This is a genomic window from Streptomyces profundus (assembly GCF_020740535.1).
Classification (GTDB): Bacteria; Actinomycetota; Actinomycetes; order Streptomycetales; family Streptomycetaceae; genus Streptomyces; species Streptomyces profundus.
In genome coordinates this window covers 7,346,858-7,361,174 of sequence record NZ_CP082362.1, presented here as the reverse complement: position 1 = coordinate 7,361,174, position 14,317 = coordinate 7,346,858, and the positions used below count along the sequence as shown (strand labels likewise).

The following is a 14,317-nucleotide window of genomic DNA, read 5'->3' as shown; positions in this document are numbered from 1 at the left end:
CTCTACCTTGTCGGGCGGTCACGACATGCCCAGTTCGTTGTCGATGAAGTCGAAGATCTCGTCGTCGTCGGCCGCGTCGATGCGTTCCCCGACCAGGTCGTCGCCGGCGGTCACGCGCGCCCCGGCGAGCAGGTCCCGCAACCGGTCGGTCAGCTCCTCGCGGTGGTGCTCGTCCTCCAGGAGGGCCGCGAGCCGTTCCAGTTCGGCGAGCCCGGGCGGCTGCCAGGACGCCGGTTCGGGGACGAGTTCGACGGCGAGGTGCCCGGCGATGGCGCGGCACGACGGGTAGTCGAAGAGCAGGGTGGCGGGCAGCCGCAGTCCGGTGGCCGAACCGAGCCGGTTGCGCAGTTCGACGGCGGTCAGCGAGTCGAAGCCCATCTCCAACAGGCCCCGGTCGAGGTCCATCGAGGTGGCGTCGGCGAAGCCGAGCACGGTGGCCGCGTGGTCGCGGACCAGGTGGACCAGGGCGCGGTCGCGCTGGCTGTCCGTCATGCCGTCGAGCCGCTGGGCCAGGCCCGCCGCCCCGGCGGCGCCGGTCGCCTGGTCGGCGGCGGCGCGCCGGGCGACCGGGCGCACCAGGCCCCGCAACAGCGCGGGCACCTCGCCCTGCGCCTGGACCGCCTTGGTGTCGAGGCGCAGCGGCAGCAGGACCGGGGGCCCCTCGGCCAGCGCCGTGTCGAACAGCTCCAGGCCCTCAGCGGGCGGGAAGGCGACGATGCCGCCGCGCGCGATGCGCCTGAAGTCGTTCTCGTCGAGGTGGCCGCTCATTCCGGCGTCGTTGGCCCACAGGCCCCAGGCCAGCGAGGTGGCCGCCAGGCCCCTGGCCCTGCGGTGGTGGGCCAGGCCGTCGAGGAAGGCGTTGGCCGCCGCGTAGTTGGCCTGTCCCATGCCGCCGAAGACGCCGGCGATGGAGGAGAAGACCACGAAGGCCGACAGGTCCAGGCCCTCGGTCAGCTCCTGGAGGTTGAGGACGGCGTCGACCTTGGGGCGCAGCACGAGGTCCAGTTGCTCGTCGGTGATGGAGGCGACGGTGCCGTCCCGCACCACCCCCGCGGTGTGGACGACGGCGGTGACGGGGTGTCCGGACGGAACCGAGGCGAGCAGGGCGGCGAGCGCGTCGCGGTCGGCGACGTCGCAGGACGCCACCTCGACCTCGGCGCCCAACGCGGTCAGCTCCTCGTGCAGGCGTGCCGCGCCCGCGCCGGCGGGGCCGCCGCGGCTGGTCAACAGCAGCCGTTTGACGCCGTGTTCGGCGACCAGGTGCCGGGAGACATGGGCGCCGATCGCACCGGTGCCGCCGGTCACCAGGACGGTGCCGCCGCGTTCCCACTGCGGCGCGGTGTCGGCGGCGCCCACCGGGACGCGCGCGATGCGGTAGGCGTGGGCCCGGCCGCGCCGGAGGGCGAGCTGCGGCTCGCCGGCGGCGACGGCGCGTGCCAGCGACGCCTCCCCCTGGACCGGGTCGTCGTGGTCGTGGTCGACCAGCACGAACCGGTCCGGGTGCTCGGTCTGGGCGGAGCGGACCAGGCCCCAGACGGCGGCGCCGGCGAGGTCGGGCACGTCGTCCTCGGCGGTCAGGGGCACCGCGCCCCGGGTGCTGAAGACGAGCTTCGCGCCGTCCCGGTCCCTGGCGAGCCAGTCGCGGATGTCGGCCAGTGCCCGCCGGGTGGCGTCGCGCACCGCCTCGGCGTCCCGCCCCGGCTGGTAGCCGCGCACCTCGAACGGGGGAGCTTCGCCCAGCGCGGGGAGCGGCACCTCGGTGAACTCCGGGCGGAACAGCGTCCGGTGGGTCCGCCCGCGGCCGGTGGCCGACCTGGCGGGGGCCGCCGGCCGCAGGACGAGGGACTCGAACGTGGCGACCGGCGCCCCGGTGCCGTCGGCGAGGGCCACCGACACCGAGCTGTCGCCGGTGGGCGCCATCCGCAGCCGGACGGCGCCAGCGCCGCCGGCGTGCAGGGTGACACCGTTCCAGGCGAACGGCAGCCACGCCTGGTCGCTGCCGTTCAGCACGCCGAAGGCGAGGGAGTGCAGCACGCTGTCCAGGAGGGCCGGGTGGAGTCCGAAGCGGCCGGCCGATGACCGCTCGGACGCGGGCAGCGCGGCCTCGGCGAAGACCTCGTCGCCTCGGCGCCACACCGCCGTCAGCCCCTGGAAGGCCGGCCCGTAGGCGAAGCCGCTCTCGGCGAACCGGTCGTACAGGCCGGTCACGTCGACGGGCTCGGCACCGGGCGGCGGCCACTCGGCGAGCGATCCGGCGGCCGGCGCGACGGGGGTGGCGTCCGGCGAGAGACCGCCGGTGGCGTGCCGGGTCCATGGCTCGTCGGCCGCCGCCTCCGGTGGCCGGGAGAACACCTCCACCGGGCGGACGCCGTCCGCGCCCCGGGGGCCGACCCGCATCTGGAGGACGACGGCGCCGTCCGCCGGCAGGACCAGCGGGGCCACCAGGGACAGTTCGTCGACCCGGGCGTCGCCGACCTCGTCGGCCGCCCTGACCGCCAGTTCGAGGAAGGCCGTCGCCGGGAAGATCGCCTCGCCGAAGACACCGTGGTCGGCCAGCCAGGGGGTGCTGTGGGGCGACAGCCTGCTGGTGAAGACGTGGGTGTCGGCGTCGGCCAGTTCGACGGCGGCGCCGATCAGCGGGTGCCCTGGGGCGACCAGGCCGGCCGATGTCACGTCGCCGGCGCCGGAGGTGTCGTCGAGCCAGTAGCGCTCGCGCTGGAACGGATAGGTGGGCAGCGGGACGCGGCGCACGTCGCGGCCGGCGAAGGCCGGCTCCCAGTCGGGGGTGGCCACCAGGGCGTGGACCCGGCCCAGGGCGGCGGTGAGGGAGTGGATCTCGTCGCGGTCCCGGTGCAGCAGCGGGATCAGCTCGGCGTGGCCCGCCAGGCAGTCCTGGGCGAGCGCGGTGAGCGAGCCGTCGGGCCCGATCTCGACGAACGCGGTCACTCCGGCCCGCTCCAGGGTCCGCACGCCGTCGAGGAACCTGACGCTGGCACGGACATGGCGCACCCAGTAGTCCGGGGTGGACAGCTCGTCGGCGCCGGCGAGGGCGCCGGTGACGTTGGAGACGACGGGGACGCGCGGCGGGTGGAACTCCACCCGGGCCGCGACCCGGCGGAACTCCTCCAGCATCCCGTCCATGTGCGGGGAGTGGAAGGCGTGGCCGACCCGCAGCCGCTTGCTCTCGCGGCCGTCGGCGGCGAGTCGGGCGGCGACGTCCAGCACGGCGTCCTCGTCGCCGGCGAGCACGGTGGCCACCGTGCTGTTGACGGCGGCCACCGTGACCAGGTCGCCGTGCTCACCGAGGTAGGGCAGCACCACCTCCTCCGGCGCCCGGACCGACACCATGGCGCCGGCGGGCATGGCCTGCATCAGCCGGGCGCGCTCGGCGACCAGCAGGGCGGCGTCGGGGAGCGACAGCACTCCCGCGACATGGGCTGCCGCCAACTCGCCGACGGAGTGGCCGATGAGGTAGTCGGGCCGCAGCCCCAGGTGGTCGGCGAGCCGGAACAGGGCGACCTCGACGGCGAACAGCGCCGGCTGGGTGAAGGCCGTACGGTCGAGCAGGTCGGCGTCCCCGGAGCCGGCGGCGGCCCCGATCACCTCGCGCAGCGGCCGTTCGAGCAGCGGGTCGAGAGCGGCGCTGACGGCGTCGAACGCCTCGGCGAAGACCGGGAGTTCCTGGTGGAGCCGCAGTCCCATGCCCAGCCGCTGACTGCCCTGGCCGGAGAAGAGGAACGCGAGGCGCGGCTCGGCCGGGGGCACGGTGCCGGTCACCGACCGCAGGGCGGCCCGGACCGCGTCGCGGTCGCCGAGGGGCACGACGGCCCGGTGCTCCAGGTGGGCGCGGGCGGTGGCCAGGGTGTAGGCGACGTCGGCCGGCCGCACGTCCGGGTGGTCGGCCAGGTGTTGGTCGAGCAGCGCGGCCTGCGCCCGCAGCGCCTCGGCGCTGCGGGCGGAGAGCACCAGCGGCAGCGGCAGCGGCTCCCGGGTGCCGTCGGCGGTGGCCGGCTCGTCGTCGGGCGCCTGCTCCAGGATGGTGTGGGCGTTGGTGCCGCTGACGCCGAAGGAGGAGACGGCGGCCCGGCGCGGACGGCCGGTGTCCGGCCACGGGGTGTTCTCGGTGACCAGGTCGACGCTGCCCGCGCTCCAGTCGATGAACGGGGACGGTTCGTCCACGTGGAGGGTGCCCGGCACCGTGCCGTGCCGCATGGCCAGCACGGTCTTGATGACGCCCGCCATGCCGGCGGCGGCCTGGGTGTGGCCGATGTTGGACTTGACCGAGCCCAGCAGCAACGGCCGCGCGCGGTCCTGGCCGTAGGTGGCGAGCAGCGCCTGGGCCTCGATGGGGTCGCCGAGCCTGGTGCCGGTGCCGTGCGCCTCGACCACGTCGAGATCGGCGGGCGACAGTCCCGCACTGGCCAGGGCCGCGCGGATGACGCGCTGCTGGGAGGGGCCGTTGGGGGCGGTCAGGCCGTTGGACGCGCCGTCCTGGTTGACGGCCGAGCCGCGCACCAGGGCCAGCACCTGGTGGCCGTTGCGCCGGGCGTCGGAGAGCCGCTCCAGCAGGACGACTCCGACGCCCTCGGCCCAGGCGGTGCCGTCGGCGGCTGCGGCGAACGGCTTGCAGCGGCCGTTCGCGGCGAGCCCGCGCTGCCGGCTGAACTCGACGAACGACGTCGGGGTGGCCATCGCGGCGGCACCGCCGGCCAGCGCCATCGTGCACTCGCCGGCGCGCAGCGACTGCGCCGCGAGGTGGATGGCGACCAGCGAGGAGGAGCACGCGGTGTCCACGGTGACGGCCGGGCCCTCAAGGCCGAAGGTGTAGGAGACGCGGCCGGAGGCGACGCTGCCCGCGCTGCCGATGCCGAGGTAGCCCTCCATCTCCTCGGGCGCGTTCCGCGCCCGCAGGCCGTAGTCGTGGTAGCTGGAGCCGACGAACACGCCGGCGCGGCTGCCCTTGACCGACCGCGGGTCGATGCCGGCCCGTTCGAACGCCTCCCAGCTGGTCTCCAGCAGCAGCCGCTGCTGCGGGTCGATGGTGGTCGCCTCGCGCGGGGAGATACCGAAGAAGGCGGGGTCGAAGTCGGCCAGGTCGTGCAGGAAGCCGCCCTCGCGGACATAGGTGGTGCCGTGGTGGTCGGGGTCGGGGTCGTAGAGGGCGGCCAGGTCCCAGCCACGGTCGGCGGGGAACGGTGTGATGGCGTCGCCGCCCTCGCTGATGAGCCGCCAGAAGTCCTCCGGGGTGCGCACCCCGCCGGGGAAGCGGCAGGCGAGAGCCACGATGGCGACGGGGTCTTCGCCGGCCCCGGCGCCGGCCGCCGGCGGCGCCTCGGTCCTGTCGGGAGCCGCCGGCTCGCCCAGCTCCGCCATCAGGTGGTCGACGACGGCGTCCGGGGTCGGGTGGTCGAAGACGAGGGTGACCGGGAGCCGCAGCCCGGTGGCCGCGGACAGCCGGTTGCGCAGCTCCACCGCCGTCAGTGAGTCGCAGCCGAGGTCCTTGAAGACCCGGTCGCGGCCGATCGCCTCGGCGCCGGCGTAGCCGAGGGCCTCGGCGGCCACCGTGCGCACCAGATCGAGGAGCGCTGCCTGGTCGAGGGCGGTCGGCGGCGCCGGCGTGGCCGTCCGCTCGGCGCGCGCGACCACCTCCGGCAGGTCGGCGATGAGCGGGCTGGGCCGCAGGGCGGTGAAGGCCGGGACGAAGCGGTCCCAGGCGAAGTCGGAGACGATCACGTGGGGTTCGCCCGAGTCGACCGCGCGCCGCAGCGCTTCGACGGCGCGTTCGGGGTCCATGGCGGGCACGCCGTCGCGCACCAGCCGGGCGGCCACCGCCTCGTCGGTGAGGCTTCGGCCGCCCCACAGCCCCCAGGACACGGAGGTGGCGGGCAGGCCGAGGTCGCGGCGGTGCAGGGCGAGTGCGTCGAGGTAGGCGTTGGCCGCCGCGTAGCCGCCCTGGCCGGTGCCGGCGAGGGTGGAGGCCAGCGAGGAGAACAGCACGAACGCCGACAGGTCGAGATCGCGGGTCAGCTCGTGCAGCACCAGCGCGGCGTCGGCCTTGGGCCGGGCCACGCCGGCCGCGCGTTCGGCCGTGAGGGAGTCGACCACGCCGTCGTCGAGCACGCCCGCCGTGTGTACCACGGCGGTCAGCGGCGCCGGGTCCCGGAGGCCGGCCAGCAGCTCGGCGACGGCGTCCCGGTCGGCCATGTCACAGGCGGCGACGGTGACCCGGGCACCCAACGCCTCCAGTTCGGCGACGAGTTCGGCCGCCCCTGGGGTGCCGGCGCCGCGCCGTCCGGTCAGCAGCAGGTGTTCGGCGCCGGCGGTGGCCAGCCAGCGGGCCACATGCCCGCCGAGGGCGCCGAGCCCGCCCGTGATCAGGATGGTTCCAGCGGGCCGCCACGGCCGTCGGGGGGCGGGGCCCGGCAGGTCCGCGTGGGCGACGCGCCGGCCGTGGACACCGGAGGGGCGGATCGCCACCTGGTCCTCGCCCGACTCCCCGGCGAGGACCGTCAGCAGGCGCCGCGCCGCCCGGTCGTCGAGGACCGCCGGCAGGTCGACCAGACCGGCCCAGCGTCCCGGGTACTCGACCCCGGCCACGCCTCCCAGGCCCCAGAGGGCGGCCTGCGCGGGGGCGGTCAGGGGGTCGGCGGGGCTGACGGAGACGGCGCCACGGGTGGCCGCCCACAGCGGCGCCTCGACGCCGGCGTCGCCCAGGGCGTGGAGCAGGGAGACGGTCAGCGGTACGGCGGCGGGCAGCGCCGTGTCACGGGACCAGGGGCGGTCGGCGAGCCCGAGCAGGGAGAGCACGCCGGCGAGTTGGTGCCCCTCCACCGCCGCGCGCAGTCGTTCGGCCCCGGCGGCCCGATCCCCGGGCTCCTCCCACGGCACCACGAGGGGCGTGAGGCCCTGCCGGCGCAGGGCGTCGAGTTGCTCGGAGCCGTCCGGGCCGTCGGCGCCGGCCGGGGTGAGCACCAGCCACTGCCCCCTCGCGCGGCGGGTCGGCGGCTCGTGCAGGACGTGCCAGACGACCCGGTAACGCCAGGCGTCGGTGCCCTCCATCGCGACGGGCAGGGCGCGCGGTTCGGCGGGGCGGGGCACGAGCCAGTAGTGCTGCCGTTGGAACGCGTAGGTCGGCAGGTCGACGCGCCGGCCGCCCCGGTGCGCGGCGGCCCAGTCGACCGAGGCGCCGCGCGCGTGGAGTTCGCCCAGCGAGGTCAGGAAGCGGTCCAGGCCGCCGGCGTCGCGGTGCAGCGTGCCGACGACGACCCCGCCGCTCTCGGCGGCCTCCAGGGCCTGCTGTACCCAGATCGCCAGCACCGGGTGCGGGCTGACCTCCACGAAGGTGTCGTATCCGGCGGCGATCAGCTCGTTGACCGCCCGGTCGAACTCCACGGCCGTGCGCAGGTTGCGGTACCAGTACGCGGTGTCAAGCGCTGATCCGTCCAGCCAGGCGCTGTCCGCCGTGGACCAGAACCGGACGGTGCCCGAACGGGGGGTCACCCCGCCCAGCAGGCGCATGAGGTCGTCGTGGATGCGTTCCACCTGGCGGGAGTGGGCGGCGAAGTCGGCGCCGGGGACGGGCCAGCGCAGGACGGACTCCTCCGCCAGCGCGGCGCTCAGCTCCTCCAGTGCCTCGGGGTCGCCGGAGAGCGTGACGGCGGTGGGTCCGTTGACGGCGGCCACCGCGATCCGGCCGTCCCAGGCGGCGACGCGCGCACGCAGCGGGTCGGCCGCCATGGCCACGAACAGCATGGCGCCCTGGCCGGCGAGCGGGAGGAGGGCCTTGCTGCGCAGTGCGACGACCATCGCCGCGTCCTCCAGGGAGAGCGCGCCGGCCACGCAGGCGGCGGCGATCTCGCCCTGGCTGTGGCCGACCACCGCGTCGGGCTCGACGCCGTAGGACCGCCACAGCGCGGCCAGCGAGACCATCACGGAGAACAGCACCGGCTGGACGCGGTCCACCTGCTCGTAGGCGCCGCCGCGCAGTGCCTCGGTCGGCGACCAGTCGAGGTGCGGGGCCAGGGCGCGCTCGCACTCGGCGAAGCGCTCGGCGAACACCGGGGCGCACGCCAGCAGTTCTAGGGCCATACCGGCCCACTGCGTGCCCTGCCCCGGGAAGACGAACACGGTGCGACGGCCCGCGTCGGCGGTGCCCACGGCGGCCTCGCCGTCCCGCACGGCCCGCAGGCCGGCGGCCAGCGCCTCCCGGTCCGCGCCCACGACGACGGCGCGGCGCTCGAAGGCGGTCCTGGTGGCCGCCAGCGAATGGCCGACATCGAGCGGATCGACCCGTGGATCGGCCTCGATCCGCTCCAGCAGGGCGCGCGCCTGCTCGCGCACGGCCTCCTCGGACCGGCCGGACAGCGTCCAGGCCACGGCGGTCGGCGCGGGAGGGGAGTCGTCCGGCGCGGGCGGTGCCTCGGCGGGGTCGGGCTGCTCGACGATGACGTGCGCGTTGGTGCCGCTCATACCGAACGAGGACACGCCGGCCCGTCGCGGCCCTTCCCAGGGCCGCGCCTCGGTCAGCAGCTCGATGCTGCCCGAGGACCAGTCGATGAACGGCGAGGGCACATCCGCGTGCAGCGTCCGGGGCAGCACGCCGTGTTCCATGGCCTGGAGCATCTTGATGATCCCGGCGACGCCCGAGGCCGCCTGGGTGTGGCCGATGTTGGACTTGACCGAGCCCAGCCACAGGGGCGCGGCGCGGCCCTGGCCGTAGGTGGCGAGCAGTGCCTGCGCCTCGATCGGGTCGCCGAGACTGGTGCCGGTGCCGTGCGCCTCGACCACTCCGACGTCGGTGGCTTCGAGCCCGGCGTTGGCCAGGGCCTGTTGGATGACCCGCTGCTGGGCGAGCCCGTTCGGCGCGGTCAGTCCGTTGGAGGCGCCGTCCTGGTTGACGGCCGAGCCGCGCACGGTGGCCAGCACCGGGTGCCCGTTGCGCCGGGCGTCGGACAACCGCTCCAGGAGGAGCGTGCCGACGCCCTCGGCGATGCCGAACCCGTCGGCCTCGGCGCCGAACGGCTTGCACCGGCCGTCGGCCGCCAGGCCGCGCTGGCGGCTGAAGCCGGTGAACGACAGAGTGGAGCCGAGGATGGTGGCCCCCGAGGCCAGCGCCAGCGAGCACTCGCCGGAACGCAGCGCCTGCGCCGCGAGGTGCACGGCGACGAGGGAGGACGAGCAGGCGGTGTCGATGGTCAGCGCCGGCCCCTCCAGGCCGAGCGCGTAGGAGACGCGGCCGGAGAGCACGCTGCTGGAGATGCCGGCGATGAGATGGCCCTCGGCCTCCTCCGGCACCCGCTCGCCGTCGCCGCCGTACCCCTGGTAGCCGGCGCCGACGAAGACGCCGGTGGGGGTTCCGCGCAGCGTGGTGGGGTCGATGCCGGCGCGCTCCAGCGCCTCCCACGAGGTCTCCAGGAGCAGCCGCTGCTGCGGGTCCATGGCGAGGGCCTCGCGCGGGGAGATCCCGAAGAACGCCGGGTCGAACAGGCCGGCGTCGTAGACGAATCCGCCCGCCCGGGAGTAGGTGGTGCCGGGCCGGTCGGGGTCGGTGTCATAGACGTCGCCGAGGTCCCAGCCCCGGTCGGCCGGCAGCTCGGATATCGCGTCGCGCTCGTCGGTGAGCAGCTGCCACAGGTCCTCCGGGGTGCGGACGTCGCCCGGGTAGCGGCAGCTCGCCGCGACGATGACGATCGGATCGTCCCCGGCGGGCACGGCGGCCGGCACCGGGGCGGCCGATGTCGTCGCCGTGCCGAGCAGTTCGTCGCGCAGGTGGTCCGCGAGCGCGGTGGCCGACGGGTAGTCGAAGACGACGGTGGCCGGCAGGCGCAGGCCCGTCACGGCGTTCAGCCGGCCGCGCAGGTCGACGGCGGTCAGCGAGTCGAAGCCCAGCTCGCGGAAGGCACGCCCCGACTCGATGTCGGCGGCGGACTCGTGGCCGAGGACGGCCGCCGCCTGGGTACGCACCAGATCGGCCAGCAGCTCGCGCCGTTCGGTGGCGGGCAGGGCGCGCAGCCGCTCCAGCAGGGGCGAGGTGGCCTCGTCCTCCGTGGCGCCGGCCGTGTTCTGGTCGGTCAGCGCGGCGCGGACTTCGGGGAGTTCGGAGATCAGCGCGCTGGGCCTGGCCGAGGTGAACACCGGGGCGAAGCGGTCCCAGTCGACGGCGGCCACCACGACGACCGTCTCGTCCCGGTCCAGCACCTGTTGGAAGCCCTCGATGGCGAGGGCGGGACGCATGAAGGGGATGCCCCGTCCGCGCAGTTGCTCCTCGGCGAGGTTGGCCGCCATGCCCTTGCCGTCCTGCGGGGCCCAGATGCCCCAGACCACGGAGGTGGCGCGGAGCCCGCGAGCGCGCCGGTGCTCGGCGAGGCCGTCGAGGTAGGCGTTGGCGGCGGCGTAGGCGCCGTGGTCGGCGCTGCCCCAGATCGCGGAGATGGAGGAGAAGAGGACGAACGCGTCGACCTCGCCGATCAGTTCGTCGAGGTGGGCGGCGCCGAGCACCTTGGCGTGCAGGGTGTCGCCGAACTCGGCGAGGTCGGTGTCCGGCAGCGGCACGAGGCTGCCGCCAGCGGCGGCGTGCATGACGGCCCTGATGTGCTCGCCGCTGGCCTCCAGTTCGGCGACGAGGGCGGCCAGCTGGGCCCGGTCGGTCACGTCGCACGCGGCGGTGGTGACCCGGGCGCCCAGGGATTCGAGTTCGGCGGCCAGTTCGGCGGCGCCCGGCGCTTCGCCGCCCCGCCGGCTGAGCAGCACCAGATGCTCGGCTCCATTGCGGGCCAGCCAGGCGGCGATCTGCCCGCCGACGGCGCCCGTGCCGCCGGTGATGAGGACCGTGCCTCGGGGCCGCCAGGGCTCGGGCGCGGGCCCGTCGGGCAGCGGGGCGCGGACGAGCCGGCGCCCGAACGCGCCGCCCGGGCGCAGCGCCAGCTGGTCCTCGTCGCCTTCGCCGGCGAGGGCGGTCACCAGGGCGGCGGGGTCGAACCCGGGGGCCAGGTCGCACAGCCCGCCCCAGCGTCTCGGGTACTCAAGTGCGGCGACGCGTCCCAGGCCCCACAGCAGGTTCTGTGCGCCGCCGGTCAACGGGGAGTCGTCAGCACCGACGCGGACCGCACCGCTGGTCAGGCACCACAGGGGGGCGTCGATGCCCGCGTCGTCGAGCGCCTGGACGAGGGCGAGGGTGAGGGCCGTGCCGACGGGCACGACGGGATGGTCCGGATGTGGCCGTTCGTCCAGGCCGACCAGTGACACGACCCGGTCCAGGGGGCGGGCCATGTCGGCCAGCCGCAGCGCGAGTGTCTCCCGGTCGCTGTCGGCAGCGGTCAACTCCGCGCGAGTCACGGTGGCGCCGGCGGCCTCCAGTGCCTGGCAGACCTCGTCCACCAGGGGGTGTCCGGTCTCCGGCACGAGGATCAGGCAACGCCCTGGCCGCTCGCCCGGCGCGCCGCCGGGCAGCGGATGCCAGGTGACGCGGTAGCGCCAGGAGTCGACCGTGGCGCGACCGCTGTGGCGGTTGCGCCAGTCGGACAGGGCGGGCAGTACCTCGCTGAGCGGGGTCGCCGGGTCCAGGCCGAGCAACTCCCCCAGGCCACCGTCCTCGACGGTCTCCCAGAAGCGGTTCTGCTCGGACTCGGCGATGCCGACGCTGTCCTCCAGCCAGTACCACTTGCGCTGGAAGGGATACGTCGGCAGATCCCGACAGGGCGCGGCACCGCCGAAGAACGGAGTGAAGTCCACCCCCACACCCCGAACGAACAACTCCCCCGCCGACAGGAGGAACCGACGCACACCCCCCTCATTCCGCCGCAACGTGCCCGCCACCACCGCCTCATCACCGACGGCCTCACCCACACCCACCGTGAGAACCGGATGCGCGCTCACCTCGACAAACACTCCGAACCCCGCACCCGCCAAACCCCGCACCGCACCCTCGAACTCCACCGTCTCCCGCAAATTCCGATACCAATACCCGGCATCGAGAAACTCCGTGTCCAACCAACCACCCGTCACCGTCGAAAAGAACGGAACATTCCCCGCACGCGGCACCACGCCCGCCAACGCATCCAACAACTCCGCCCGAATCCCCGCCACCTGAACCGAATGCGACGCATAGTCCACCGGCACCCGCTTCGCACCCTCCACCAACCCCAACACCACATCCAAACCCGCCGGATCACCCGACACCACAACCGACGACGGACCATTCACCGCAGCGACAGACACCCCCTCAGGCACCAACCCACGCACCACATCCACCGACAACGGCACCGACACCATCCCCCCACCACCCGCCAACCGCTCACCAATCACCCGCGACCGCAACACCACCACCCGCGCACCATCCACCAACGACAAACCACCCGCCACCACAGCCGCCGCAATCTCCCCCTGCGAATGCCCCACCACCGCATCAGGAACCACCCCCACCGACTCCCACAACGCCGCAAGAGACACCATCACCGCCCACAACACCGGCTGCACCACATCCACCCGCTCAAACCCACCCGACCGCACCACCCCCACCAACGACCAATCGACATGCGGAGCCAACGCCCCCTCACACTCCGCGAACCGCGCCGCGAACACCGGCGAAGAATCCAACAACTCCACCGCCATCCCCACCCACTGCGAACCCTGACCCGGAAAGACAAACACCGTCCTCCCCACCACCGACGCCACACCCGACACCACACCCGACGCCGGCTCACCCCCCACCAACGCACCCAACCCCGACCGCAACTCATCCGCCGAACCACCCACCACCACCGCACGATGCTCAAACACCGACCTCCCGGCCAGAGCCGCGCCCACCGACCCCCGCTCCTCCCCCACCAACGACACCAACCCACCCGCCACCCCACGCACCCCACCCACCGAACGCCCCGACACCACCCACGGCACCACCCCGGAACCCAACTCCCCGGACACCACAACCGACTCCACCACCGGAGCCTGTTCCAAGACGGTGTGGACGTTGGTGCCGCTGACGCCGAAGGCGGAGACGCCGGCCCGGCGCGGGCCGCCCTCGTCGTCCCACGCGCGCGCCTCCGTCAACAGGCGCACGTTCCCCGCCGACCAGTCGACGGCGCGGCTCGGGGTGTCGACATGCAGCGTCTTCGGCATCGTGCCGTCGCGCATGGCCATCACCATCTTGATGACGCCGCCGACGCCGGCGGCAGCCGACGCGTGGCCGATGTTGGACTTGAGCGAGCCCAGCCACAGCGGCCGGTCGCGGTGGCGGCCATAGGTGGCCAGCAGCGCCTGCGCCTCGATCGGGTCCCCCAGCCTGGTGCCGGTGCCATGGGCCTCGACCACGTCGATGTCGCCCGCGGAGAGCTGGGCGTTGGCGAGCGCCGCCCTGATGACGCTCTGCTGCGAGGGGCCGTTGGGGGCGGACAGACCGTTGGAGGCACCGTCCTGGTTGATCGCGCTGCCCCGGATCACCGCGAGCACCTGGCGCCCGTCGCGCCGCGCGTCGGAGAGGCGTTCCAGGACCAGGACGCCGGCGCCCTCGGACCAGCCGGTGCCGTCGGCGGTGTCGGCGAACGCCTTGCAGCGCCCGTCGGCGGCGAGGCCGCGCTGCCGGCTGAAGGCGACGAAGGCGTCCTGGGTGGCCATCACGGTGACACCGCCGGCCAGCGCCATGGTGGCCTCGCCGGTGCGCAGCGCCTGGACGGCCAGATGGATGGCGACCAACGACGAGGAGCAGGCCGTGTCGACGCTGACCGCGGGACCTTCGAGGCCGAGGGTGTAGGAGACGCGCCCCGACGCGACGCTGTCGGCGGTGCCGGTGTCCAACAGACCCTGGAGTTCGGGGACTTCCCTGGAACGGTCGCCGTAGCCGTTGCCGATGACGCCGACGTACACGCCTGTTCTGGTGCCGCGCAGCGCGTGCGGATCGAGGCCGGCGCGTTCGATGGCCGTCCAGGTGGTCTCCAACAGCAGCCGCTGCTGCGGGTCCATCGCCAGGGCCTCACGCGGCGATATGCCGAAGAAGCCCGCGTCGAACAGGCCCGCGTCGTGCAGGAAGCCGCCGTTGCGGGTGTAGGAGGTGCCGGACCGCTCCGGGTCCGGGTCGTAGCGACCCTCCAGGTCCCAACCCCGGTTGACGGGCCATTCGGTGATGGCGTCGGTGCCGTCGGCGACCAACCGCCACAGGTCCTCGGGGGACTCGACCCCACCGGGGTAGCGGCAGTCCATCCCGACGATGGCGATCGGCTCGTGCGCGGCCTCATGCGCCTCGCGCAGCTCCGCCTTGGTCTGGCCGAGCTCCGCCGTGGCACGCCTGAGGTAGTCCAGCAGCTTCTTGTCGTCTGTCATGGTG

1 protein-coding gene is annotated in these 14,317 nt (G+C 74.5%); it reads right to left on the bottom strand.

Going from position 1 to position 14,317, the window contains the following annotated elements; genetic code table 11:
- Positions 1-18: 18 nt before the first annotated feature.
- A complete protein-coding gene (locus K4G22_RS30540) occupies positions 19-14,313 on the bottom strand; it encodes a type I polyketide synthase (protein WP_228083712.1) in 14,295 nt (4,764 codons plus the stop codon).
- Between the last annotated feature and the right edge of the window lie 4 nt (positions 14,314-14,317).